At 72.0% G+C, this 25,061-nt stretch carries 23 protein-coding genes; 7 read left to right on the plus strand and 16 right to left on the minus strand.

Annotated elements, in window-relative coordinates; genetic code table 11:
* Window positions 1-181, minus strand: a 181-nt coding sequence (locus ACXJMZ_RS04900) for an acyl-CoA dehydrogenase family protein (RefSeq protein ID WP_457028747.1), incomplete at its 3' end; no start/stop codon positions are given.
* A 128-nt stretch (window positions 182-309) separates the two neighbouring features.
* Window positions 310-1,437 (minus strand): LCP family protein, encoded by a 1,128-nt coding sequence (locus tag ACXJMZ_RS04905; protein WP_457028748.1) that lies wholly within the window; start codon window positions 1,435-1,437, stop codon window positions 310-312.
* 154 nt (window positions 1,438-1,591) lie between these two features.
* Here ACXJMZ_RS04905 and ACXJMZ_RS04910 point away from each other — a divergent pair, with 154 nt between their 5' ends.
* Together ACXJMZ_RS04910 and ACXJMZ_RS04915 are read left to right on the plus strand one after the other, a co-directional pair.
* A complete protein-coding gene (locus ACXJMZ_RS04910; RefSeq protein WP_457028749.1) occupies window positions 1,592-2,935 on the plus strand; it encodes a UDP-glucose dehydrogenase family protein in 1,344 nt (447 codons plus the stop codon).
* A 29-nt stretch (window positions 2,936-2,964) separates the two neighbouring features.
* A complete protein-coding gene (locus ACXJMZ_RS04915) occupies window positions 2,965-3,366 on the plus strand; it encodes a CoA-binding protein (RefSeq protein WP_457028750.1) in 402 nt (133 codons plus the stop codon).
* 122 nt (window positions 3,367-3,488) lie between these two features.
* Here the strand turns inward: ACXJMZ_RS04915 and ACXJMZ_RS04920 are convergent, their stop codons facing one another.
* Window positions 3,489-4,289, minus strand: coding sequence for a DUF1028 domain-containing protein (locus tag ACXJMZ_RS04920; RefSeq protein WP_457028751.1), 801 nt, complete (start codon window positions 4,287-4,289; stop codon window positions 3,489-3,491).
* 45 nt (window positions 4,290-4,334) lie between these two features.
* Window positions 4,335-5,510: a dipeptidase gene (locus ACXJMZ_RS04925; RefSeq protein WP_457028752.1), complete on the minus strand. Its 1,176-nt coding sequence runs from the start codon at window positions 5,508-5,510 to the stop codon at window positions 4,335-4,337.
* Between the two features lie 125 nt (window positions 5,511-5,635).
* Between ACXJMZ_RS04925 and ACXJMZ_RS04930 the strand changes: the two genes are divergently transcribed.
* From ACXJMZ_RS04930 to ACXJMZ_RS04940, 3 genes are read left to right on the plus strand one after another with little or no spacing between them, the layout of a single operon-like run.
* On the plus strand, window positions 5,636-6,934 hold the full coding sequence (locus ACXJMZ_RS04930; protein ID WP_457028753.1) for an MFS transporter: 1,299 nt from the start codon (window positions 5,636-5,638) through the stop codon (window positions 6,932-6,934).
* A 9-nt stretch (window positions 6,935-6,943) separates the two neighbouring features.
* Entirely contained in the window at window positions 6,944-7,606 is a 663-nt protein-coding gene (locus ACXJMZ_RS04935) for a response regulator (protein ID WP_457028754.1), read from the plus strand.
* Complete coding sequence (locus ACXJMZ_RS04940; RefSeq protein ID WP_457028755.1) at window positions 7,606-8,925, plus strand: sensor histidine kinase; 1,320 nt, start codon at window positions 7,606-7,608, stop codon at window positions 8,923-8,925. Before ACXJMZ_RS04935 ends, ACXJMZ_RS04940 begins: the two co-directional genes overlap by 1 nt.
* On the opposite strand, the gene ACXJMZ_RS04945 is transcribed toward ACXJMZ_RS04940, so the two are convergent.
* The 3 genes from ACXJMZ_RS04945 to ACXJMZ_RS04955 are packed head-to-tail and all read right to left on the minus strand — an operon-like array spanning window position 8,919 to window position 11,496.
* Complete coding sequence (locus ACXJMZ_RS04945) at window positions 8,919-9,851, minus strand: TAXI family TRAP transporter solute-binding subunit (protein WP_457028756.1); 933 nt, start codon at window positions 9,849-9,851, stop codon at window positions 8,919-8,921. The two genes, ACXJMZ_RS04940 and ACXJMZ_RS04945, sit on opposite strands and share 7 nt — an antisense overlap.
* A 5-nt stretch (window positions 9,852-9,856) precedes the next feature.
* Window positions 9,857-10,381 (minus strand): 5-(carboxyamino)imidazole ribonucleotide mutase, encoded by a 525-nt coding sequence (gene purE, locus ACXJMZ_RS04950; RefSeq protein WP_457028757.1) that lies wholly within the window; start codon window positions 10,379-10,381, stop codon window positions 9,857-9,859.
* A complete protein-coding gene (locus ACXJMZ_RS04955) occupies window positions 10,378-11,496 on the minus strand; it encodes a 5-(carboxyamino)imidazole ribonucleotide synthase (protein ID WP_457028758.1) in 1,119 nt (372 codons plus the stop codon). The genes purE and ACXJMZ_RS04955 overlap by 4 nt, the downstream gene beginning before the upstream one ends.
* A gap of 250 nt (window positions 11,497-11,746) precedes the next feature.
* Between ACXJMZ_RS04955 and ACXJMZ_RS04960 the strand changes: the two genes are divergently transcribed.
* Window positions 11,747-12,268: a GtrA family protein gene (locus ACXJMZ_RS04960; protein WP_457028759.1), complete on the plus strand. Its 522-nt coding sequence runs from the start codon at window positions 11,747-11,749 to the stop codon at window positions 12,266-12,268.
* Between the two features lie 12 nt (window positions 12,269-12,280).
* Here ACXJMZ_RS04960 and ACXJMZ_RS04965 read toward each other — a convergent pair whose 3' ends face one another.
* Together ACXJMZ_RS04965 and ACXJMZ_RS04970 are read right to left on the minus strand one after the other, a co-directional pair.
* The gene (locus ACXJMZ_RS04965) at window positions 12,281-13,525 is read right to left on the minus strand and encodes an ATP-binding protein (protein WP_457028760.1); all 1,245 of its coding nucleotides are present in this window, start codon (window positions 13,523-13,525) and stop codon (window positions 12,281-12,283) included.
* Between the two features lie 16 nt (window positions 13,526-13,541).
* Window positions 13,542-14,216, minus strand: coding sequence for a response regulator transcription factor (locus ACXJMZ_RS04970; RefSeq protein ID WP_057231015.1), 675 nt, complete (start codon window positions 14,214-14,216; stop codon window positions 13,542-13,544).
* Between the two features lie 365 nt (window positions 14,217-14,581).
* Between ACXJMZ_RS04970 and ACXJMZ_RS04975 the strand changes: the two genes are divergently transcribed.
* A complete protein-coding gene (locus tag ACXJMZ_RS04975) occupies window positions 14,582-16,090 on the plus strand; it encodes a peptide MFS transporter (protein ID WP_457028761.1) in 1,509 nt (502 codons plus the stop codon).
* Between the two features lie 7 nt (window positions 16,091-16,097).
* On the opposite strand, the gene hutI is transcribed toward ACXJMZ_RS04975, so the two are convergent.
* The 7 genes from hutI to ACXJMZ_RS05010 form a co-directional block, all read right to left on the minus strand.
* Complete coding sequence (hutI, locus tag ACXJMZ_RS04980; protein ID WP_457028762.1) at window positions 16,098-17,174, minus strand: imidazolonepropionase; 1,077 nt, start codon at window positions 17,172-17,174, stop codon at window positions 16,098-16,100.
* Complete coding sequence (locus tag ACXJMZ_RS04985) at window positions 17,141-18,601, minus strand: formimidoylglutamate deiminase (RefSeq protein WP_457028763.1); 1,461 nt, start codon at window positions 18,599-18,601, stop codon at window positions 17,141-17,143. The genes hutI and ACXJMZ_RS04985 overlap by 34 nt, the downstream gene beginning before the upstream one ends.
* A complete protein-coding gene (locus tag ACXJMZ_RS04990) occupies window positions 18,592-19,776 on the minus strand; it encodes an allantoate amidohydrolase (RefSeq protein WP_457028971.1) in 1,185 nt (394 codons plus the stop codon). Before ACXJMZ_RS04990 ends, ACXJMZ_RS04985 begins: the two co-directional genes overlap by 10 nt.
* Before the next feature lie 11 nt (window positions 19,777-19,787).
* Window positions 19,788-21,458: a urocanate hydratase gene (gene hutU / locus ACXJMZ_RS04995; protein ID WP_457028764.1), complete on the minus strand. Its 1,671-nt coding sequence runs from the start codon at window positions 21,456-21,458 to the stop codon at window positions 19,788-19,790.
* Window positions 21,459-21,561: 103 nt separating this feature from the next.
* The gene (locus tag ACXJMZ_RS05000; protein WP_457028765.1) at window positions 21,562-21,885 is read right to left on the minus strand and encodes a hypothetical protein; all 324 of its coding nucleotides are present in this window, start codon (window positions 21,883-21,885) and stop codon (window positions 21,562-21,564) included.
* A 106-nt stretch (window positions 21,886-21,991) separates the two neighbouring features.
* Window positions 21,992-22,807, minus strand: a complete 816-nt coding sequence (gene fdhD / locus ACXJMZ_RS05005; protein ID WP_457028766.1) for a formate dehydrogenase accessory sulfurtransferase FdhD — start codon at window positions 22,805-22,807, stop codon at window positions 21,992-21,994.
* A gap of 40 nt (window positions 22,808-22,847) precedes the next feature.
* The gene (locus ACXJMZ_RS05010; RefSeq protein ID WP_457028767.1) at window positions 22,848-25,046 is read right to left on the minus strand and encodes an MMPL family transporter; all 2,199 of its coding nucleotides are present in this window, start codon (window positions 25,044-25,046) and stop codon (window positions 22,848-22,850) included.
* Window positions 25,047-25,061 lie beyond the last annotated feature (15 nt).

Here is a 25,061-nt window from a genome sequence, read left to right on the forward strand (position 1 = left end):
TGTGCAGGTCGTTGGCCTGCAGCGCGTCCAGCGCCTCCTGCGGGAACCGGCCCTGCTCGTCCACCTCCGCCGCGAACGGAGCGATCTTCGCCTCCGCCAGCGACCGCACCGCCTCCCGGAGCATCTCGTGCTCCTCGGAAAGCCGGAAGAGGTCGAAATCCGCCCCGGAGTTGCCCGCCATGTGCCTCGCCCCTTGAATTCGGACCACGTTAGTTACCGTTAAGTAAGCGTAATTCTAGGCTCGCGCCCTGCCTACCCCGTACGTGACATGCGTGACACCGACTCATCACACCGGTTCAGCACGCCGGCTCAGCGGACGTTCTCGTCCAGCGTGTCGCCGGTGCCGGGGTGCTGGGCCAGGTACTCGAGCACCCCGTCGTTGCGGACCGCCTCCCAGAGCTGCTTGGCCACCCGCTGGTCGAGGTAGACCACCGACTGGCCGCCCTCGTCGCCGAAGCCGCCGAACGGCGCGTTCATGAACCGCACTCCGTCGCCGCGCAGCCCGCGCAGGCTCCAGGCCAGGTCGTAGAGGTCGGTGTTGCTCAGCTTGTCGTCCACGCTGACCACCTCGCCGACCGAGCCGAGCAGGCCGGTCAGCTTGCCGGGGTTGCCCAGGGTGCCGGAGCTGAGGGTCTGCTGCATCAGGGCGCGCAGGAAGTTCTGCTGACGCTTCGTCCGGTCCAGGTCGCCGTTGGGCAGTCCGTACCGCTCCCGGACGTAGAGCAGTGCGGTCGCCCCGTCCATGTGCTGGGTGCCGGCCGCCCAGTGCCTGGCCTCGCCCTTGCCCTCGATCTCCTTCGGGATGGTGATGTCCACCCCGCCGACCGCGTCGGTGAGGGACCGGAAGCCGTTCCAGTCCACCACCGCCAGGTGGTCGATCGGGATGCCCGTCAGGTCCTGGATGGTGCGCACCATCAGGGCCGGGCCGCCGAACGAGTACGCCGCGTTGAGCTTGGCCTTGCCGTGGCCCGGCACGTCCACCCAGGTGTCCCGGGCCAGCGAGATCACCGAGGCGTTCTTCCGGTCCGCCGACAGGTGCAGCAGCATCATGGTGTCGCTGCGGGCCGCCCCCGCCTGCCAGACCGGGGCCTTGGCAGGGGCGCCCGGGTCGGTCCTGGCGTCCAGGCCGACCAGCAGGAAGGTCACCCCGGCGTTGGGCACCGGCTTCGGCCGCTCCGACTCGGCGAGGCTGGGCAGCGCACCCGGGATCCGGGCCACCGAGGAGGCGTAGTGGTCGGCCGTCCAGTACACCGCTCCCGCGCAGCCGCCGGTGATCAGCAGCACCGTCAGCAGGACGCCCAGCAGCAGCCGGCGGCCCCGCCGCCGGGACCTGGGCGGGGCCGCAGGCTCCTCGACGTCCCCGGCCTGCTCGGGCCGGTCCGACCGGTCGGCGAAGATGCTCAGTCCGGCGGAGTCCGCCCCGTCCTCGGTGCTCATGCGGGCATTGTCCGGTCGGACGGCGCGCACCGGGCCGGAACCGGTACGAGGAGGGCGAAGTCGTTACCTCTCGGCCATGGGTACTCGGCGCGGCCGCCGCCGGATAACATCGGTCCCTGCCCGACCGAGCAGATCTGAACCAAAGGGGAAGCGCGTGACCCTCCGCATTACGGTGATCGGCACCGGATACCTCGGTGCTACGCATGCCGCGTGCATGGCGGAGCTCGGTTTCGAGGTGCTCGGCCTGGACATCGACCCGGAGAAGATCGCCACGCTGGCCGCCGGGAAGATCCCGATGTACGAGCCCGACCTGGCCGAGCTGCTGGTCAAGCACGTACCCGGTCACCCCGGCTCGTCCGGCAGGCTGCGCTTCACCACCTCGTACGAGGAGGTCGCGGACTTCGGTGACGTGCACTTCATCTGTACCAACACCCCGCAGAAGAAGGGTGAGTTCGCCGCCGACATGTCCTATGTCGACGCCGCGCTGGACTCGCTCGCCCCGCACCTCAAGCGCCCCACCCTGGTGGTCGGCAAGTCCACCGTGCCGGTCGGCAGCGCCAACCGACTCGCCGTCAGGCTGGCCGAGCTGGCCCCGGTCGGCGCGGCCGCCGAGCTGGCCTGGAACCCGGAGTTCCTCCGCGAGGGCTTCGCCGTCGGCGACACCCTGCACCCCGACCGGCTGGTGGTCGGCGTCCGCAGCGAGCGGGCCGAGGCGCTGCTCCGCGAGGTGTACGCGACGCCGGTCTCCGAGGGCGTGCCGTTCGTGGTGACCGACTTCCCCACCGCGGAGCTGGTCAAGGCCGCGGCCAACTCCTTCCTGGCCACCAAGATCTCGTTCATCAACGCGATGGCCGAGGTGTGCGAGAGCGCGGGCGCGGACGTGGTCCAGCTCAGCAAGGCGCTCTCCTTCGACGAGCGGATCGGCGGCAAGTTCCTCAACGCCGGGGTCGGCTTCGGCGGCGGCTGCCTGCCCAAGGACATCCGGGCCTTCATGGCCCGCGCCGGGGAGCTCGGCGCCGACCAGGCGCTGACCTTCCTGCGCGAGGTCGACTCGATCAACATGCGCCGCCGGTCCCGGATGGTCGAGCTGGCCCGCGAGCAGTGCGGCGGCGGCTTCCTCGGCCGCCGGGTCGCCGTGCTCGGCGCCGCCTTCAAGCCCAACTCCGACGACATCCGGGACTCCCCCGCGCTCAACGTCGCCGCGCAGATCCAGCTCCAGGGCGCCCAGGTCACGGTCTACGACCCCAAGGCGATGGACAACGCCCGCAAGATGTTCCCCAGCCTCAGCTACGCCGGCTCCGCCGTCGAGGCGGCCGAGGGCGCCCACGTGGTCCTGCACCTGACCGAGTGGCAGGAGTTCCGCGACCTCGACCCGGCCGTCCTGGGCGGCGTGGTCGCCGAGCGCCGGATACTGGACGGCCGGAACATCCTGGACGACGCCAAGTGGCGCGCGGCCGGCTGGCACTACCGCGCGATGGGCCGCCCGACGGTGGAATAGCCGCTGTCCACCGGGGAGTTGCAGCGGGTATGAGCGACGACGCGGTGGTGCGGAAGATCCTGCTGGAGAGTGGCGACACCTGGGCGGTGGTCGGGCTGTCCAACAACACCGCCCGGGCCGCGTACGGGGTGGCCCGGGTGCTGCAGCGGGCGGGCAAGCGGGTCGTGCCGGTGCACCCCAAGGCCGAGACGGTGCTCGGCGAGCCGGGCTACGCCACGCTCGCGGACATCCCGTTCGCGGTGGACGTGGTGGACGTCTTCGTGAACTCCTCGCTGGCCGGGGCGGTCGCCGACGAAGCGGTCGCCAAGGGCGCGAAGGCGGTCTGGTTCCAGCTCGACGTGATCGACCACGAGGCGTACGCCCGCACCACGGCGGCCGGCCTCGACATGGTGATGAACCGCTGCCCGGCGATCGAGCTGCCGCTCCTCTGAGCTGCCGCCCAGCCAGGCACCACCAGGGGCTCGGGGAACTGCGAAAGTGCCTGACCATCTACGTACGGATCGCCTTGTACGAGGTCGGCGTCGCAGTTCCCCGAGCCCCTGGTGGCTGACGCCTAGGCTCTGCGCAGGTGGTCCAGGACCAGCGGGTCGATGTAGCCCGGGACGAGGCGGCCCTCGAGGTTCTCGACGCCGGCCCAGCGGTCCAGGGTGGGGTGGCCGGCGGCGGTCAACAGGCCGGTGACCTCGATGGCCAGCTCTCCGGTCAGCTCCAGCAGGGTGGCCGGGTCCGGGGTGCCGAAGAGGGTCTCGTGGATGACGAGCAGGCGGGCCAGTTCGGTGACCGGGTCGGGGTGGTCGTCCACCCGGAGGTCGTGGGAGGTGTCGCTGAGGCCGCCGTAGCCGGCGCCCCGGTCGGCGATGTACAGGGCCGCGCTCTGTCGGCCCCGGCTGTCGCCGCCCGCTGCGTCACCGGCCGCCAGGGTGGCCACCAGCCGGTCGGCGAACGGGAGTTCGGCACCGCCGAGCCACGCCGCCTCCATCGCCTCGACCACCTCGGGCCCGGTCAGGATGTTGCCCTGGATCGCGTAGCCGGGGCCCGCGACGCCGCCCGCCCAGTCCAGGCAGTCCGCCCCGGTCCAGGTCACGCCGTCGCCGGAGGTGCCGACCAGGCCGAGCTGGCGGTCGGCCCGGCCCGGGTCGGCGGCGGTCAGTCCGGCCACCACGTCGGCGGGGGCGACGCCGGTCCGGAGCAGGGTGAGGCCCTGCGGCCGGTAGGCGAAGTTGGCCATCGCCTGGGTGGCCAGCGCACCGACCTCCGCCTCGGCGGCCGGGACGACCGCGCCTGCGGCGAGGAACTTGCTGGCCACCGCGACACCGACGGCGCTGCCCGAACGGGCCACTACGGAGAAGGTCACGCCGACGGACGATAGCCGTTCGTCGCGTCCATGCCTAGAGAGTGCCTAGAGAGTGACGATCGACGGCCGCCGGACCGACCGGAGGTCACGGGCCACCGCCTCCGCGTCCCGCAGCACCCGCACCGCGTTGTGCCAGGTGAGCTTCGCCAGATCGGCCTCCGACCAGCCCCGGCCGAGCAGTTCGGCGATCAGGTGCGGGTAGCCGGCCACGTCGTCCAGGCCGGCCGGGGTGAAGGCCGTGCCGTCGAAGTCGCCGCCGATCCCGAGGTGGTCGATCCCGGCCACCTGCCGCATGTGGTCGAGGTGGTCGGCCACGGTGCCGACGGTGGCGACCGGGCGGGGGTGGGCGTCCTCGTAGGCGCGCTGCACGGCCATCGCCTCGGGGGTGGTCTCCAGCGGGTGGAAGCCGTGCGCCCGCATGTTCTGGTCGGCGTCCACGGTCCACTCGATCGCGGCGGGCAGGATGAACTTGGGCACGAAGGTGACCATCGCGACGCCCCCGTTGGCGGGCAGTTGGGCCAGCACGTCGTCGGGGATGTTGCGCGGGTGGTCGCAGACCGCCCGGGCCGAGGAGTGCGAGAAGATCACCGGCGCCTCGGTGATCCGCAGGGCGTCCCGCATGGTGTCGGCGGAGACGTGCGAGAGGTCGACCAGCATGCCGAGCCGGTTCATCTCCAGCACCACCTCCTCGCCGAACGCGGTCAGGCCGCCGTGCTCGGGCTTGTCGGTGGCCGAGTCGGCCCAGGGCACGTTGTCGTTGTGGGTGAGCGTCAGATACCGCACACCCAGCTGGTACAGCGCCCGCAGGGTGGCCAGCGAACTGTTGATCGAGTGCCCGCCCTCGGCGCCCATCAGCGAGGCGATCCGGCCCTCGGCGCGGGCGGTCTCGACGTCCTCGGCGGTGAGCGCGAGCTGGAGCTGGTCCGGGTAGCGCTCGGTCATCATCCGGACGAAGTCGATCTGTTCCAGGGTGGCGCTGACCGCCTGGTCCCCCGCGTAGTCGGACCGCACGTACACCGACCAGAACTGCGCGCCGACCCCGCCCGCCCGCAGACGGCCGAAGTCGGTGTGCAGTCGGGACCGCTGATCGGCCGTCAGGTCGATCGCGTCCAGGTCGTACCCCACCTGGGCGCGCATCGCCCACGGCAGGTCGTTGTGACCGTCCACCACAGGTGCGGTTCGGAGAAGCTCACGGGCTCGGGCCAGCGGGTCGGTAGTCATACCAACAGTTCTACCGCCTCTGTTAACCAGAGGTTAGTTCTTCGCCGCTGCCCTGGGCCGGTCCGCTCACTCTGCTGGACGCTGCGAGGCACAGCGGAACCCTCCACCCACCCGGGAGCGACCCCATGAAGTCAGCGACACCCTGGAAGGCCGTGATCGGCGGCTCTGTCGGCAACCTGGTCGAGTGGTACGACTGGTTCGTCTATGCCAGCTTCGCCACCTACTTCGCCTCGGCGTTCTTCCCGCACGGCAACCCGACCGCCCAACTCCTCAACACCGCAGGCATCTTCGCGGTCGGCTTCTTCATGCGACCGGTCGGCGGCTGGCTGCTCGGCCGGTACGCGGACCGGCGCGGCCGGAAGGCCGCGCTCACCCTGACCGTGTCGCTGATGTCGGTCAGCGCCCTGCTGATCGCCGTCGCCCCGACCTACGAGCAGGTCGGCTACGCGGGCGCGGTCGTCCTGCTGGTCGCCCGGCTGCTCCAGGGTCTGTCGGTCGGCGGCGAGTACGCGGCCAGCGCCACCTATCTGACCGAGGCGTCGCAGCCGGGCCGGCGCGGGTTCGTCTCCAGCTTCCAGTACGTTTCGATGACCTTCGGTCAACTGCTGGGCCTGGGACTGCAGATCGTGCTCCAGCACACCATGACCACGGCCGACCTGCACGCGTACGGCTGGCGGATCCCGTTCGTCGCCGGGGCGCTCGGTGCGGCGGTGGTGTTCTGGCTGCGGCGCAACCTCGTGGAGACCGAGGCGTACACCGAGACCGAGGGCTCCGCCGAGCGCGGCACGCTGCGTCGACTGCTGGCGCACAGGCGGGAGTTCGTCCTGGTGATGGCGCTGACCATGGGCGGCACGGTGGCGTACTACACCTACACCACCTACCTGACCAAGTACCTCTCCAACACCGCCGGGCTGAGCAAGAACGACGCCGCCCTGGTCAGCTTCTGCGCGCTGACCGTCTTCATGCTGCTGCAGCCGCTGGCCGGTTCGCTCTCCGACCGGATCGGCCGCCGGCCGCTGCTGATCACCTTCGGGGTCGGCGCCACCTTCGGCACGGTCCCGCTGATGACCACGCTCTCGCACACCGGGAGCTTCGGCGGGGCGCTGCTGCTCGCGGTGGCCGCGCTGGTCATCGTCACCGGCTACACCTCGATCAACGCCGTGGTGAAGGCCGAGCTGTTCCCGACCCAGATCCGGGCGCTCGGGGTGGCGCTGCCGTACGCGCTGGCCAACGCGCTGTTCGGCGGGACGGCCGAGTACGTGGCGCTCTGGTTCAAGGACGCGGGCATCGAGTCGGGCTACTACTGGTACGTCTCCTCGCTGGCGGCGGTCTCCCTGGTGGTCTACCTGACGATGCGTGAGACCCGGGACAACGCACTCACCGAGGGCCGTCAGTCGGCTGCCAAGGCCACGGTCCCCGCCTAAGGTGTGGTCATGCGCGTGCTTCTGGTCGAGGACGACGACCGTCTCGCCGCCGCTCTGATCCCGGCGCTCGCCCGGCACGGCCACCAGGTGGTCCGGGCCGGGCGGGCGGACGACGCCTTCCGGCTCAAGGACACCTGCGAGTTCGTCCTGCTCGACCTGGGCCTGCCCGACCTGGACGGTCTCGAACTGCTGCGCCGGCTACGCCGGGTGTCCACCGTGCCGGTGATCGTGCTGACCGCCAGGACCGAGGAGCGGGACATCCTGCGCGGCCTGCGCTCGGGCGCCGACGACTACCTGGCGAAGCCGTTCCGGACCGCCGAACTGGCCGCCAGGATGGCCGCGGTGGTGCGGCGCGGCTCCCGTCCGCTGGCCGTCGCCGGGCGGGTGGTGCAGATCGGCGACGTCCTGATCGACCTGGAGACCCGGCGGGTCACCGTGACCGGGGAGCCGGTCGCCCTCACCCGCCGGGAGTTCGACGTGCTGGCCGTGCTCGCCCGCGAGCCCGGCACGGTGCGCGGCCGGGAGGAGATCCTGGACGAACTCTGGGGCGACGTCCAGCTGTCGGCCTCCCGCTCGCTGGACGTGCACATCGCCGGCATCCGCTCCAAGACCGGCCGCCCGCAGCTGGTCGAGACGCTCCGGGCCACCGGCTACCGGCTGGCCGCCCGCTGATGCAGCGTCGGCTGCTGGTGGTCCAACTCCTGCTGATCGGCTGCCTGGTGGCGGCGCTGGCGGTACCGCTCGCACTGGCGTACTCCTCGCACCGGACCGGGCAACTGCTGCTCGCCCGCCGGGCGGACGCCACCCGGTTCGCCGAGCTCACCGACCGGGCGCTGCGCGAGGGCGGCCCGTCCGGCCTGCCGGCCGAGGTCACCCGGTACGCGGAGCTGTACGGCACAGCGGTGGAGATCCGGGACCGGGACGGGCGGCTGATCGCGGGCACCCCGGTCGGCGGGGACCGGGCGGCCGGGCGGGCGCTGTCCGGCCGGACCACGGACGGGCTGCCGCTGCTCACCCCGTTCGGCCCGGCCTCGGTGCTGGTCGCCGAACCGGCCGGGCGGGACGACCAGGTGTCCGGGGTGGTGGTGCTCCGGGTCTCCACGGCGGCGGCCCGCCGCTCGGTGGCCGTGGTCTGGGCCGCGCTCGCGGTCGGCGCGGTGCTGGCGCTGCTCTGCTCGCTGATCGCCGCCCGGCGGCTGACCGCCTGGGTCCTGCGACCGGTCGGCGAACTCGACCGCACCACCCGGGAGATCGCCGAGGGGCGGCTCGGCGCCAGGATCGGCACCGTCCGCGGCCCGGTCGAACTGCGCCGCCTGGAGGAGCGGTTCAACGCCATGGCGGACGCCATCTCGGTCGCCGTGGAACGCCAGCGCGCCTTCGTCGCGGACGCCTCGCACGAGCTGCGTACCCCGCTCACCGTGCTCTCGCTGCGGCTGGAGAACCTGGAGCCGTACCTGACCGCCGAGGGCCACCCTGGGTACCAGCAGACGCTGGCCGAACTCGACCGGCTGGAGGCCCTGTTGGAGGACCTGCTGACGCTCGCCCGGGTGGAGGCGGACGCCGGGCTGCCGGAGACCCTGCCGGCCGGCCGGTTGCTCGCCCGGCTGACCGGCTGGCAGGAGCTGTACACCGCCAAGGGCCTGACCCTCACCGTGCACGTCACGGACGGACCGCCGCTGCCCGCCGCCGTGGCCCGGATCGCCGACATCGCCCTCGACAACGCGGCGAAGTTCGTCCCGGCCGGCGGCCGGGTGGAGGTCTCGCTGACCGGCCGGGTGCTCCGGGTCGCCGACGACGGCCCGGGGCTGGACGAGACCGGCCGCCGGGCCGCCGTCGGCCGGTTCTGGCGCGCGCCGGAGCAGCGCAACGTCACCGGCAGCGGCCTGGGGCTCGCCATCGCGGTCGAACTGGCCCGCAGCTGCGGCGGCACACTCGCCCTGCTGCCGAACCAACCATCCGGCCTGGTGGTCGAGTTGAGGCTGGGTCAGTAGACCGCGCGGTAGTGCCGGGCCGCACCCGGGTGCAGCGGGACGGTACCGGTGCCGATCGCGTACCGCTCGTCCAGCCGGCCGCCCGGCGCGTCCGGGGTCTGCAGGTGGTCCCGGCGGCGGAACAGCACCTCGGTGACGGCCTGCACGATGTCCGGGTCGAGACCGGCGGCGCAGACCAGGTAGCTCGGGGTCCCGACGGTCGGGGTCGGCCCCGGTTGACGGTAGGCGCCGAGCGGGATCGAGACGCTCTCGTACACCGGCCCGTACGCGGTGCGCAGCGCGGCCGACTGCGCCGCCAGCGGGACCAGCCGGACCGGCCGCAGCTCGGCCAGCTCGGTGATCGCCCGGGTGGGCACGCCGCCGGACCAGAAGAACGCGTCCAGCTCCCCGGCCCGCAGCGCCGCCACCGACTCGGCCGGGCCCAGCAGTTGAGCGCCCACCGTGCTCAGACCGGCGGCGGTCAGCACCCGTTCGGCCACCACGGCGGTGCCGGACTCGGCGGCGCCGATCGAGTACCTGCGCCCGGCGAGTTCACCGACGGTCGAGAGCTGCCGGTCCGAAGGGGCCACCAGGTGCAGGTAGTTGAGGTACAGCCGGGCGATCGCGGTCACCGTGACCGGCCGGGTGAAGGCACCGCGCCCGGCCACCGCGTCGGCCGCACTGTCGGCCAGGGCCAGCCCCAGCTCGGCCCCGCCCTCGCCGATCAGCCTGAGGTTGCGCACGCTCGCGGCCGTCGACAGCACCTCGACGGTCAGGCCGGGGTGAGCCTGCCCGATCTCCTCGGCGAGCCGCCGGCCGAAGGTCTGGTACGGCCCGCCCTCGGGGCCGGCCGCCAGCCGCAGCACGCCACGCGGCGCGGGCGCCGAACACCCCGTCAGCACCGCGGCGGCCCCCAGGGCGAGGGCCGCGCGGCGCGACAGTGACAAGCGCCCTACTTGCCGAAGCCGAAGGAGCCGGAGCCCGCCACCTTGGCGCGGAGCTTCTTGCCCTTCTCGGTGGCCTGGCTGTTCAGCTCGGCCTGGAACTCGGTCATCTTCTCGGACAGCTCCGGGTCGAAGGCGGCCACGATCCGGACCGCCAGCAGCCCGGCGTTGCGGGCCCCGGCGACCGAGACGGTGGCGACCGGCACCCCGGCGGGCATCTGAACGATCGACAGCAGGCTGTCCATGCCGTCCAGGTAGCGCAGCGGGACCGGCACGCCGATCACCGGCAGCGGGGTGACCGAGGCGAGCATGCCCGGCAGGTGGGCAGCACCGCCCGCGCCCGCGATGATCGCCTTCAGGCCCCGGGTGTGCGCCTGCTCGCCGTACGCGATCATCTCGCGCGGCATCCGGTGCGCGGACACCACGTCGACCTCGTACGGGATCTCGAACTCGTCGAGCGCCTGGGCGGCGGCCTCCATCACGGGCCAGTCGGAGTCGGAGCCCATCACGATGCCGATAACTGGCTGGGTCATTCGGTGATCGTCCCTCGCAGGTAGGCGGCCGCGTGGCGGGCGCGCTCGCGGACGTCGTCGAGGTCGTCCCCGAAGACGTTGACGTGGCCGACCTTGCGGCCGGGCTTCACGTCCTTTCCGTACATGTGGATCCGCAGGCCGGGGTCGCGGGCCATGCAGTGCAGGTAGGCCCGGTACATGTCCGGGTAGTCGCCGCCGAGCACGTTGACCATCACGGTCCACTTGGCGCGCGGACGCGGGTCACCGAGCGGGAGGTCGAGGACGGCCCGCAGGTGGTTCTCGAACTGCGAGGTGACCGCGCCGTCCTGGGTCCAGTGACCGGAGTTGTGCGGCCGCATCGCCAGCTCGTTGACCAGGATCCGGCCGTCCCGGGTCTGGAACAGCTCGACCGCCAGGTGGCCGGTGATGTCCAGCTCGCCGGCGATCCGCAGGGCCAGCTGCTGGGCCTGGTCGGAGAGCGCCGGGTCGAGCTCGGGGGCGGGGGCGGTGACCTCGGCACAGACGCCGTTCTCCTGGAGGCTCTCCACCACCGGGTAGGCGACCGCCTGGCCGCTGGGCGAGCGGACCACGTTGGCGGCCAGCTCGCGGAGGAAGTCGACCTTCTCCTCGGCCAGCACCGGCACACCCGCCAGGAACGGCGCGTGAGCCTCGTTCTCGTCGCCGACGACCCAGACACCCTTGCCGTCGTAGCCGCCGCGCACCGTCTTGAGCACCACGGGGTAGCCGTCGCCCTCCTCGGCGAACGCGGTCACGTCGGCCGGGTCGGCGACCAGCCGGTGCCGGGGGCAGGGCACGCCGATCGAGTCCAGCTTGGCCCGCATCACACCCTTGTCCTGGGCGTTGACCAGAGCCTCCGGGCCCGGGCGGACGGCGATGCCGTCGGCCTGCAGGGCGCGCAGGTGCTCGGTCGGCACGTGCTCGTGGTCGAAGGTGATCACGTCGCACCCGGCCGCGAAGCGGCGCAGGGTGTCGAGGTCCCGGTAGTCACCGAGCACCACGTCGGAGACCACCTGTGCGGCGGAGTCCTGAGGGGTGTCGGCGAGGAGCCGGAAGCGGATCCCCAGCGGGATGCCCGCCTGGTGCGCCATCCGGGCGAGCTGTCCGCCGCCGATCATGCCCACCACTGGAAAATTTGCATTGCCCGCGAAAGTCACGCTGCCCAGGATATCCGGGCCGGTGGGGGGCGGTGCACCAGCCGTCGCCGGCGGGGAGGCGGGGGTGGGCAGCGGCGGGGTGCCCGGCGGGAGCGAGTAGCCTGGTTGGCCGGGCCCGAAGCACACTGTCCGATCATGTGTTTGCGAAGCAGCCCACCGCGCTGCACCTGCGCGAGCACCGTTTCGTCGGCAAAACACTGGAGATCCGCGGATGACGAGCATGACCGGCCCGAAGCCCTCGCTGACGCAGAAGCTCCGGGGCATCCGCGGCGAGGCGCTCAAATTCGGCCTGGTCGGCCTGAGCGGCGTGGTCGTCAACTTCGCGGTCTTCTGGATCTGCATCAACGGCCTCGGGCTGGCCACGCTGCGCTCCAACATCGCGGCCACCCTGGTGGCGATCGCCAGCAACTACCTCGGCTACCGGTACTGGCTCTACAAGGACCGCGACGCCAGCTCGCGCAAGCGGGAGATCACGCTCTTCCTGCTGTTCAGCGGCGCGGGCATGCTGATCGAGACCGGCATCCTCGGACTGTCGGAGTACGGGTTCGGCTTCGACAGCGACCTGCAGAAGTTCGCCGCCAAGACCCTCGGCCTGGGCATCGGCACGGTGTTCCGCTTCCTCTCCTACCGCACCTGGGTCTTCAAGGCGCTGCCCGAGCTGGCCGAGCCCGCCGCCGTCCCGGCGCCCGGCGCACCTGCCGTGGCCGTCGAGCAGCCGCAGTACGCGAAGTGACCTGACCAGGTCTCAGCTCTCCTCGTCCGCCCGGGTGAGGAAGAGCGCGAAGACCGGCGGCTGCAACGAGAGCAGCTCCAGCCGCGCCCCGTCCGCCTCGGCCAGGTCGCGGGCCACCGCGAGCCCGATGCCGGTGGAGTTGCGGCCGCTGACGGCCCGTTCGAAGACCCGGTTGCCCAGCTCGGTCGGCACTCCGGGGCCCTCGTCCTGCACCTCGAGCACCACCGAGCGGCCGGACGGCCTGGCCCGGACGGTGACCGTCCCGGCGCCGTGCATCAGCGAGTTCTCGATCAGGGTGGCCAGCACCTGGGCCACCATCCCGGGCGTGCCCAGCACCCGCACCTCGCGCAGGCCCTCGACCCGCAGGGTCCGGCCGGTGCCGCGCATGGTCGGGCTCCACTCGGCCAGCTGCTGCTTGACCACCTCGTCCAGCTCGAAGACCACCGCCGTGGGGCTGCGCGGGTCGCGCTGGTTGGTGAGCAGCCGCTGCACCACGTCGGTGAGCCGCTCCACCTGCTGGAGCGCGATGGTGGACTCCTCCTTCACGGTGTCCGGCTCGCTCGCCAGTGTGTTGATCTCCTCCAGCCGCATCGAGAGCGCGGTGAGCGGGGTACGGAGCTGGTGCGAGGCGTCGGCGGAGAGCCGTCGCTCGGCGGACAGCATCCGGGCGATCCGCTCGGCGCTGGCGTCCAGCACCTCGGCCACCCGGTCCAGCTCCGGTACGCCGTACCGGCGGTCCCGGGGCCTCGGGTCACCGGAGCCGAGCCGCTCGGCGGTCTCCGCCAGGTCGACCAGCGGCCGGGCCAGCCGCTTGGCCTGCCAGACCGCCAGCGCCACCGCCGCCTGGACCGCGAGCAGCGCGACCGCGCCGAGCAGCAGCAGCATGTTGGCGATCTCGTGGTCCACCCCGCGCCGGGACTGCACCACCGTGACCGTCTCGCCGTCGGCGCCGGACTCGGTGACGCTGAGCACCGGCGGCGCGGGCGGGGTGCCGATCGACAGCACCGGCTGCCCCGGCACCGCGATGGTGACGTAGCCGCCCTCGGGGAGCTGGGCGGTGAACTTCTCGCCGGTGATCGGCTCCTGCGCCGCGAGCCGGCTCTCCACCAGGCCGAGCACCCGGACGGCCTGGGCGTCCACCCGGGCGTCGGCGGCGTTGACGATGGACTGCTTCTCGACCAGGGCGATCGGGACGCAGAACACCACCACCATCACCAGGACCACGCCGAGCAGGGAGTTGATCATCCGGCGTTTCACGCGGGCTTGCCCCTGATCAGTTCTTCTCGAAGCGGAAGCCGACGCCGCGGACGGTGGAGATGTAGCGCGGGTTGGCCGCGTCGTCGCCGAGCTTCTTGCGCAGCCAGGAGATGTGCATGTCCAGGGTCTTGGTCGAGGTCCACCAGGTGGTGTCCCAGACCTGACGCATGATGTCCTCCCGGGTGACCACCCGTCCGGCATCCCGGACCAGTACCCGGAGCAGCTCGAACTCCTTGGCGGAGAGGGTCAGCTCCTCCTCTCCCAGCCACGCGCGGTGCGACTCGATGTCGATCTTCACGCCGTGCGCCCCGGTGGTCAGCTGGTCCACGTTGCCACGCCGGAGCAGCGCCCGGACCCGGGCCAGCAGCTCGGCCAGCCGGAACGGCTTGGTGACGTAGTCGTCCGCCCCGGCGTCCAGGCCGACCACGGTGTCCACCTCGTCGGCCCGGGCGGTGAGCACCAGCACCGGACAGGTCCGGCCCTCGGCGCGGAGCCGACGGGCCACCTCCAGGCCGTCCATCTCGGGCAGGCCGAGGTCGAGCACGATCAGGTCGACGTCCTCGGTGAGCCCGGCCGCGAGCGCCCCGGGGCCCTCCTCGCGGACGAGCACCTCGTAGCCCTCCCGTCGGAGCGCACGGGCCAGCGGTTCGGAGATCGCCGGGTCGTCCTCGGCCAGCAGCACACAGGTCATGTGGCAGATGGTAGTCCGAGTGCGACGCGACGTTCAGAGGCTTCGGCCCGCCGGGGCGACCTGGGAGCCGGAGGGGCCCCTGAGGGTCCGTCGGCTCTGTGAACTAGTTCACAGAGCGTTAGCGGGGCGGACCCACGGCCCTCCGGCGGGATTTTCGCACTGATCATGACATCGACGACAGATATGCCGGATGCGGCTGCGATTTCAAGGACATGCCCCGGAATGACCATGGATCCAGGCACCGTGGAGGTGTTTCTCTTTACTCGGGCATTAGGTATATAGAGGGCCTTGTCCCCTGATAGGTCCTGAAAACGCGACGTAGAGTGTTCTGGTCCCTGCCCCGCCGCCACAAGGAACCCCCACTCATGGCGTCAACAACTCTGGACGTCGGCACTGCGCCGAACCCGACCAGCAGCGGCCCGACCTTCTTCGGACACCCCCGTGGACTGGCCACCCTCTTCATGACGGAGATGTGGGAGCGGTTCAGCTTCTACGGGATGCGCGCCCTGCTGGTGCTCTACATGGGCGCGAGCGTCGCGGACGGCGGCGTCGGGATGAAGGTCGCCACGGCGGCCGCCGTGTACAGCGTCTACAACGCCATGGTCTACCTGCTCGCCCTGCCCGGCGGCTGGATCGCCGACCGCTTCCTCGGCGCCCGCAAGACGGTCGCGATCGGCGGCGCGATCATCATGCTCGGCCACTTCGCGCTGGCGCTGCCGCCCGAGGCCACCTTCTTCGCCGGCCTGGGCCTGATCGCGATCGGCTCCGGCCTGCTCAAGGCCAACATCTCCACCATGGTCGGCCACCTCTACGACGGCCCCAACGACCCGCGCCGCGACGGTGGCTTCACCATCTTCTACATGGGCATCAACCTCGGTGCCTTCGTCGCCCCGCTGGTGATCGGCACGGTCGGACAGACGGTGGACTGGCACCTCGGCTTCGCGCTGGCCGGGGTCGGCATGGCGATCGGCCTGATCCAGTACCTGCTGGGCAGCCGTCACCTGAGCGCCCGCAGCAGCGTGGTGGCCGCTCCGATGTCCGAGGCCGAGAAGCGCGGCGTGCTCCGCAAGGCGCTGTTCTGGCTGACCCTGGCCGTGGTCTTCTACGGCGTGGTCGCGCTGACCACCGGTCTGAGCATCAACTGGATCATCTGGCCGCTCTCGATCGCCGGCATCGTGATCCCGGTGGTCTACTTCGCCCGGCTGCGCCGGGACAAGGACCTGAGCAGCGACGAGAAGTCCAAGATGAGCGGCTACATCTGGTTCTTCGTGGCCGCCGCCGTGTTCTGGATGATCTACGACCAGTCCGGCTCCACGCTGAACCTGTTCGCCCAGGACAACACCGCCTCCTCGCTGTTCGGGTTCGACTTCCCGTCCAGCTGGTTCCAGTCGCTCAACCCGCTCTACATCATGGCGCTGGCCCCGGTCTTCGCCTGGCTCTGGGTCTGGCTGGCCCGGCGCCGGCAGAACCCGTCCACCACGGTGAAGTTCGCCTTCGGCCTGCTGATGATCGGCGGCTCGTTCCTGGTGATGATGCTGGCGATGGCCGCCGCCTCCGGTGGCACCAAGGTCACCCCGCTCTGGCTGGCCCTGGTCTACCTGATCCAGACCGTCGGCGAACTGACCCTCTCCCCGGTCGGACTCTCCGTCACCACCAAGCTGGCGCCCGCCAAGTACGCCAGCCAGATGATGGGCATCTGGTTCCTCGCCGTCACCGCGGGCGACTGTACCGCCTCGATCATCCAGCTGCTGGTCGGTGACTCCACCGGCAGCACCTGGTACTTCGCCTCCCAGGGGCTGCTGGCCATCCTGGCCGGGGTGGCGCTGCTGATGTACCGCAAGAAGGTCGTGAAGCTGATGGGCGACGTGCACTGACGTCTGCTCAGCCCGGAGGGGGGGGGGGGGGGAGCCCGACGTCGGTTCGGCGCAGCGCGCGAGCGCCGCCGGCGGTGGCCGCGTACACCGCCTCGTCCGGGGTCATGCCCATCTCGCGGACCGCGACCGCGATGCAGAACGCCATCGAACTGGTGAAGCTGGAGCCGGGGTTGCAGTCGGTGGAGAGCGCGACGGTGACGCCCGCGTCCAGCAGGCGGCGCGCGTCCGGGTACTTCGCCCGGGTGGAGAACTCCGCGCCGGGGAGCAGCGTGGCGACGGTGTCGCCACCGGCCAGCGCGTCCACGTCGGCGTCGGTCAGGTGAGTGCAGTGGTCGGCCGAGGCCGCCCCCAGCTCGACCGCGAGCTGGACGCCCGGGCCGTGGTGCAGCTGGTTGGCGTGTACCCGGGGGATCAGCCCGCGCTTGGCCCCGGCGGTCAGGATCGCCCGGGCCTGGTCGCCGTCGAAGGCGCCCTGCTCGCAGAACACGTCCACCCAACGGGCGTGCGGGGCACAGGCGTCCAGCATCTCGCCGGTCACCAGGTCGACGTACGCCGCCGGGTCGTCCTTGAACTCCGGGGCCACCACGTGGGCGCCGAGGTAGGTGGTCTCCGGGGTGTGCGCGGCGGCGATCCGCAGCGCGCGGGCCTCGTCCTCGGTGGTCAGGCCGTAGCCCGACTTGCACTCGATGGTGGTGGTGCCCTGGCAGAGCGCCTCGCCGATGAAGCGGGTGAGGTTCGCCTCCAGCTCGGCGTCGGTGGCGGCGCGGGTGGCGGCGACGGTGGTTTTGATGCCGCCCGCGGTGTAGGACTGGCCGCTCATCCGGGCGTTGAACTCGGCGGTGCGGTCACCGGCGAAGACCAGGTGGGCATGCGAGTCGACGAAGCCGGGGATCATCGCCCGGCCCTCGGCGTCGAAGCGGTCGTCGGCGGGCGGCGCGGCGGCGGCTGCGCCGACCCAGGCGATCCGGTCTCCGTCGATCACCACGGCGGCGTCGGTCAGGGGGGTGCCGGTGTTGGTGACCAGGGAACCGAGGTTGGTGATCAGGGTGCTCACGGGATTGCCTTTCGAGGGGAGCTCAGGCATCTACGGTCCAGGGGCGACATGCGAAAGTGCCTGACCATGTACGTACGTTGAACGCTTCCGAGGTCGGCGTCGCCGTTCCTCGAGCCCCTGGTGGTGCCTGGCTGAGCGCCTGCGACACGTGTGCCCGAGAGGATCAGCCCCTCTCGGGCATTGACGATGTGCCGGCCGCCGACCACCACGTGGCGGACGTCGGCGGCCGAGGCGGCGAAGACCGCCGTCTCGGCGCCGAGTGCGGGCGGCGGCCCGGCGGTACGGACCGAGTCGAGCGCCAGCACGGTGAAGTCGGCCAGTGCGCCGACCTCGATCCGGCCCGCCTCGGACCAGCCGAGGGAGGCGTGGCCGTCCTGACTGCCCGCCCGGAGCAGGGAGTTGGCGGTCCAGTGGCCCCGGGTGCGGGTCCGCAGGCGTTCGTCCAGCTCCAGGGCCCGGGCCTCCTCGAACGGGTCGATCACCGCGTGGCTGTCGCTGCCGAGGGTGACCGGGCAGCCGGCACTGGCCAGCCGCCGGGCCGGCCCGATGCCGTCCGCGAGGTCCCGTTCGGTGGTGGGGCACATGCAGATGGTGGTCGAGGAGTCCGAGAGCAGCTGGATGTCCTCGTCCGTCAGGTGGGTGGCGTGCACCGCGGAGGTGCGCGGCCCGAGCACGCCGTGGTCGGCGAGCAGCCTGGTGGGGGTGACGCCGTGGGCGGTGAGGCAGGCGTCGTTCTCGGCGGTCTGCTCGGAGAGGTGGACGTGCAGCGGGGCCTCGGCCTGCGCGGCCCACTGCGCGACGGTGCTCAACTGCCCGGCGGGGACGGCCCGGACGGAGTGCACGGCAGCGCCGATCCGGGCGTGCTCGGTCGGCTTGAGAGCGCTGACCCGCTCTGCCCAGGCGTCCGAGTCACCGTCGCTGAACCGGAGTTGGGGCCTGGTCGGTTCGGCCCCGAAGCCGGAGGAGAGGTAGCAGGTGTCCAGCAGGGTGATCCGGATACCGGCCCGGGCCGCCGCCTCGATCAGGGCGTGGCCCATCGCGTTCGGGTCGGCGTACCGGCTGCCGCCGGGAGCGTGGTGCAGGTAGTGGAACTCGCCCACGCTGGTGATCCCGGCGAGTGCCATCTCGGCGTAGACGGCGGTGGCCAGCGCCAGGTAGCTGTCCGGGTCGAGCGCACCGGCGAACCGGTACATGGTGTCCCGCCAGGTCCAGAAGGTGCCGGAGCCGACCTGGACGCTACCCCGGAGCGCCCGGTGGAAGGCGTGCGAGTGGGCATTCGCCTGGCCGGGCAGCAGCAGCCCGGCCAGGCGGACCGCGCCGGACGGGCAGGGCCCGCTGTCCGGCGTGACCCGGGTGATCCGCCCGTCCGCCACCGCGATCTGCACGTCCCGCTCGACCACCGGGCCGTTGGCGTGCGGCAGCCAGGCGTGCTCGGCCCAGTAGGTGGTCACTGACACGCCAGATCCTCCAGGACGTCGGCGAGCGCGGTCACACCGGCCAGGCAGTCGGCCTGCTCGGCGTACTCGGCCGGGGAGTGCGAGACCCCGCTCGGGTTACGTACGAACAGCATGGCGGTCGGGACGGCCGATGCCAGGATTCCGGCGTCGTGTCCTGCTCCGGTCGGCAGCACCGGCACGCCGCCCAGACGCTTGGCGAGGCGGTCGCGCAGCGGTCCGTCGAAGTCGACCACCGGGGTGTACGACTCGCGGGTCAGTTCGACCCGGACGCCGTCCCGCTCGCCCCGCCGCAGTGCGGACTGCCTGATCTGCTCGACCAGTTCGGTCAGCACGCTCTCGTCGGCCGCCCGGGAGTCCAGCCAGCCGCGGATCAGCGAGGCGATCGCGTTGGTGCCGTTCGGCTCCACCGCGACCTTGCCGAAGGTGGCCAGCGCCCCGGCCAGTTCGGCCTGCTGCCGGGCCGACAGGACGGTGTCGGCGAAGGTCAGCATCGGGTCGCGGCGGTCCTCGATCCGGGTGGTCCCGGCGTGGTTGGCCTCGCCGTGGAAGTCGAACCGCCACCGGCCGTGCGGCCAGATCGCGCTGGCCACGCCGACCGGCTGATCCTCCGTCAGGTAGCGGCCCTGCTCGACGTGCAGCTCGACGAAGGCGCCGATCCGGCGCAGCCGGTCGTCGTCCGCACCGATCGCGGCCGGGTCGTAGCCCGCCCGCTCCATCGCGTCGGGCAGCCGGACGCCGTCGGCGTCGCGCAGCTCGTACGCGCTCTCGCGGGAGAGCACCCCGGCGCTGAGCCGGGAGCCGATGCAGGCCACGCCGAACCGGGCACCCTCCTCGTCGCCGAAGTTGACGATCGCCAGCGGGCGGGTGAACTCCGTACCCCGGTCACGGAGTTCGTCCAGCGCGGCGAAGGAGGAGACCACCCCGAGCGGGCCGTCGAAGGCGCCGCCGTCCGGCACCGAGTCCAGGTGCGAGCCGGTGACGATCGCGCCCTCTGCGGTCGGATCGCCCAGCCAGGCCCACTGGTTGCCGTTGCGGTCCAGCTCGTACGTCAGGCCCCGGTTGGTGGCCTGCTGCTCGAACCAGGCCCGGCACTCGGCGTCGGCCGAGTTCCAGGCGTGCCGGCGGTAGCCCCCGGAGGAGGCGGAGCGGCCCACGGGGAGCAGCTCCGCCCACATCGATTCGAAGGTCACAGCTCACCCATCGGGATGCGCACACCACGCTCGTCGGCGACCTCGACCGCGCGGTCGTAGCCCGCGTCCACGTGCCGGATCACGCCCATGCCCGGGTCGTTGGTGAGCACCCGGCGGATCTTCTCGCCCGCCAGCGCGGTGCCGTCGGCGACCGTGACCTGGCCCGCGTGGATCGAGCGGCCGATGCCGACGCCGCCGCCGTGGTGGATGGAGACCCAGGAGGCGCCGGAGGCGACGTTGACCATGGCGTTCAGCAGCGGCCAGTCGGCGATCGCGTCGGAGCCGTCCAGCATCGCCTCGGTCTCCCGGTACGGGGAGGCCACCGAGCCGCAGTCCAGGTGGTCGCGGCCGATCACGATCGGCGCGGACAGCTCGCCGGACGCGACCATGTCGTTGAAGCGCTCGCCGGCCTTGTCGCGCTCGCCGTAGCCGAGCCAGCAGATCCGCGCCGGGAGGCCCTGGAAGTGCACCTTCTCCTGGGCCATCTTGATCCAGCGGTGCAGCGACTCGTTCTCCGGGAAGAGGTCGAGCACGGCCTTGTCGGTCTTGTAGATGTCCTGCGCGTCACCCGAGAGCGCGGCCCAGCGGAACGGGCCCTTGCCCTCGCAGAACAGCGGCCGGATGTACGCCGGCACGAAGCCGGGGAAGTCGAACGCGCGCTCGTAGCCCGCGAGCTTGGCCTCGCCACGGATCGAGTTGCCGTAGTCGAAGACCTCGGCGCCACGGTCCTGGAAGCCGACCATCGCCTCGACGTGCCTGGCCATCGACTCGCGCGAGCGCCGGGTGAAGTCGGCCGGCTCGGCCGCCGCGTAGGCCGCCATGTCGTCGAAGTCGACACCGATCGGCAGGTAGGCCAGCGGGTCGTGCGCGCTGGTCTGGTCGGTCACGATGTCGATCGGCGCGTCCATCGCGAGCAGCTGCGGGAACAGCTCGGCCGCGTTGCCCAGCAGGCCGATCGACAGCGGCTGCTTCTTGTCCCGGGCGGCGGTGGCGAGTTCGAGCGCGTGGTCGAGGTTCTTGGCCTCGACGTCCAGGTAGCGGTGCTCGATCCGGCGGGCGATCCGGGACGGGTCGCAGTCGATACAGATCGCCACGCCACCGTTCATGGTGACGGCCAGCGGCTGGGCGCCGCCCATGCCGCCGAGACCGGCGGTCAGGGTGATGGTGCCCTCAAGGGTGTCGTTGAACTTCTTCGCCGCGACGGCACCGAAGGTCTCGTACGTGCCCTGCAGGATGCCCTGGGTACCGATGTAGATCCAGGAGCCGGCCGTCATCTGGCCGTACATGGTGAGCCCGAGGTTCTCCAGCCGGCGGAACTCCTCCCAGTTGGCCCAGTCGCCGACCAGGTTGGAGTTGGCGATCAGCACCCGGGGCGCCCACTCGTGGGTCTGCATCACACCGACCGGCCGCCCGGACTGGACCAGCATGGTCTCGTCCTGCTTGAGGGTCTGCAGCGTGCGCACCATCGCGTCGTACGAGCGCCAGTCCCGGGCCGCCTTGCCGGTGCCGCCGTAGACCACCAGCTTCGACGGGTGCTCGGCCACCTCGGGGTCGAGGTTGTTCATGAGCATCCGCAGGGCGGCCTCCTGCTGCCAGCCCTGCGTCGTCAGCTGCGTCCCACGCGCCGCACGCACCTCGCGCGGACCACTGCCCTGCTGCTGCACCATGCTCACGGTCTCCTTGCGGATGGATTCATTCAAAGCCTGTTCGACTGAATATATCCAATCATCCGAACGGCGGCCAGAGGCAACCCCGGGCTTTCGGTACTGCTCAGGCCGCGTCGCCGTCGTTCCAGCTGATGCCGTTGTCGGCGAGCCAGGCGCGGTCGTCGGCGTGCGGGGCCTCCGGGGCGACGGGTTTCGGCGGGCGGGGGATCTCCTGGATCGGGCCCAGTCCGTACTTCTCGGCGGAGGCCGAGGCGGCCGGGCCCGGGTTGATCACGCCGACGTGGACGGCGGTCTCGTCACCCTCCTCGAGAATCTGCAGGTCGGGGTGGGGCGGTTGGCGGAGAGCGATCCGGCGGCCGCAGGTGGGGCAGGACCACTCGTCGGCGCCCGAGGCGAGGCGGCCGACCAGTTTCATCTCGTGGATCACGCGCATGGCTGTGCAGACCCCCGTCCGGCCCCGAACGCCAGGGCCTACTGACGGGATGCCCGCGCACGGACCGTCAACAACCGTGCGACACCAAGCTGTTGCAGGATCAGGCCAACCGGTCGGCACCCGTGTAGACGTTGGCCCCCTCGCCACGCAGGAAGCCGATCAGGGTCAGGCCCAGCTCCTCCGCCAGCTCCACCGCCAGCGAGGACGGCGCCGAGACGGCGGCCAGCACCGGGATGCCCGCCAGCGCCGCCTTCTGGGTCAGCTCGAACGAGGCCCGCCCGCTCACCAGCAGCAGGTGCCCGGTCAGCGGCAGCAGGCCCTCCCGGAGCGCCCAGCCCACCACCTTGTCGACCGCGTTGTGGCGTCCGACGTCCTCCCGGACGCAGAGCAGCTCGCCCTCCGCCGTGAAGAGACCGGCCGCGTGCAGGCCACCGGTCGAGTCGAACGCCCGCTGGGCGGCCCGGAGTTGGTCCGGCAGCCCGTACAGCACCTGCGGCCGCACCCGGACTCGGTCGTCCGCGACCGGCCAGCGCACCCGGGTCCGTACCGCGTCCACGGTGTCCCGGCCGCACAGGCCGCAGGCGCTGGTGGTCAGCAGGTTCCGGTGGGTCGTCAGGGCGGGGCGGCCGCCGCGCAGCGTCGCGTCCACCACGTTGTAGGTGTTCAGCCCGTCCGCGTCGGTCCCGGCGCAGTACCGCAGCGCGGCCAGCTCCTCCGAGGCGTGCAACATCCCCTCGCCGACCAGGAAGCCCGCCACCAGATCGAAGTCGTGGCCAGGGGTGCGCATGGTCACGGTCAGCGGCTCGCCGCCGACCCGGATCTCCAGCGGTTCCTCCGCCGCCAGCAGGTCCGCCCGCTCGCCCCGCTCGTCGCCGCGCAGCCGCAGCACCCGCCGCCGCACCGTCGCCCGTGCCATTCGTACCCCTTTCACGGCCGACCGGCCACCGCCTGCCAGGCTACGACGGCTCCCGGACGGCCTCGGACCACGCGCGGTGCTGAGGGTGGCCGGCCTCGACGGCCCGCGGGCGGAGCGGCCACCAGATGGCCCGGCCGAGGAGTGCCGCGAGGGCGGGGACCAGCACCAATGAGAGGACCAGCGCGGAGAGCATGATGCCGAGCGCCATCGCGAAGGCGACCTGTTCGCTTCCCGGGGTGGTGGCGAGCGTGGCGAAGGAGCCGGCCAGCACCAGACCGGCCGTCGCGATGGCCGGTGCCGTGTGCCGTACCGCACGGGCCACGGCGGCCCGGGCCGAGCCCGGCCGCTGCATCTCCTCCCGGATCCGGTCGGCGATCAGGATGTTGTAGTCGGTGCCCAGGGCCACCACGAACAGGAACAGCACCAGGGGGAGCGTGAAGCTGACGCCCGGCCGGCCGAGGCCGTGCTGGAACAGCAGGGTGGCGGCGCCGAGGGTGGCGGCGAAACCGAGCCCGACGGAGAGCATCAGGACCACCGGGGCGAGCAGACTGCGCAGGAGCAGCAGCAGGATCAGCCCGATCAGCGCGGCCGCGACCGGGAACACGATCGTGAGGTCGTGGTCGACGGCGGTCGAGACGTCCGCGAGGATCGCCGCCGACCCGCCCACGTGGGCCGTCGTCCCGGCGGGCGTGTGCTGGGCGACCGCAGCCCGGATCGGCCCGGAGGCCAGGTCGCGGGCCTGCTGGCTCTGCGGGTCGGCGGTCGGGTAGAGGTCGATCCGGGCGGCCCGGTGGTCCTTGTTCAGGACGGTCGGTGCGACCTGGCCCACGCCGCCGACCTGGGTGAGTGCCCGGGAGAGGCCGTCCAGCCCGGCGGTGCTGAGGGTGCCGCCGTCGGTGGCGGTGACGAAGACGCTGGTCGGGTCCGACACTCCGGCCGGCAGCGCGCGCGAGATCTCGGCCGCGGTGGCCACCGCGGGCGTCTGCTCCCCGGAGCCGCCCCGGCCGTAGTCCATCCGGATGCCGGTCATCCCGGCGGCCAGCGCGGCGAGCAGGGCGACGGAGACTGTCAGCATGGCCAGCGGCCGTCGGGTGACCAGTGCGCCGAAGCGGGCGGCGCGGCCCTCGGGCGGTCGCCGGCGCAGAGCGCGGGAGGGCCAGAACATCTTGCGCCCGGCGGCCGCGAGCAGCGCGGGCATCAGGGTGAGGCTGCCGAGCAGCATCACCAGGACCGCGGTGGCGATGGCCGGGCCCAGCGAGCGGAACTGCCCGAAGGTCGCCAGGCCCAGCGTGGCGAACGCGGCCACGATGGTCAGCGCCGCCGAGGTGATCGCGGTGCCCACCCGGCCGGAGACCTGGGCGGCCGCCTCGCGGGCGGGCTGCTCGGGCCGGTCGCGCAACTGCTCGCGGAAGCGGAACAGCAGGAACAGCAGGTAGTCGATGCCGATGCCGAGCAGGACCACGCTGATCAGGCCCGGGGTGCTTGGGTCGAGCTTGCTCCCGGTGATCATCGCGGCACCCGCGACCGCACCCGCCGCCACGCCGCCGATCAGGGCGACCGCGAGCAGCGGAAGCACGGCTGCCAGCACACTGCGGAACACCAGCACGTTGAGCAGGACGATGAGCCCCGTGACGAGGGCGCCGCCGACCTTGGTGGCGGTCTCGTTCGCATCGGTGCTGTCGACCAGGTCGGCGAGACCACCGGTGAAGCCGGTGCGCATCCCCGCGTCGGCGAACTGCGTCCGGGCGGCATCCCGGAAGGTCCGGTAGACCCCCTGGACCCCCTCGTCGGACGGATTCCCGGCCAACTGGACGGAGAGCAGCTCGAAGCTCCGGTCGGGCGCCGTCATCGCCGGGGCGATCCGGGGCGTCTGGGAAGCGTCCGGGGCCAGGAACTGCGGGGCGTCGTCCTTCCTCGGCATGGCCACCCGGCGCTGGGCCAGCTTCGCCGCCTCCGCCTCGACCCGCTGCTGGTCGGCGGCGCTGAGGGCGCTGCCGTCGGACCTGGCGACCAGCACCGTCACGGTGGTGGCTTCGAGGTCCACCCCGAACTGCTCCTCGGCGATCCGCAGCGCGGCGGCCGAGTCGTAGCTCGCGGGCAGGAAGTTCCCGGTCTGGTGCTGGGTGACCCGGGCCATCATGGTCGGGGCCAGGGCGGTCAGGGCGAAACCCAGCACCGCCCAGAGGCAGATGACCTTCCATGGGTTTCTGGTGGAGTATCCGGTCAGGGCGCGGATCAAGGAGTCCTCCGACGG

The sequence above is a fragment of the Kitasatospora sp. P5_F3 genome (assembly GCF_054049135.1).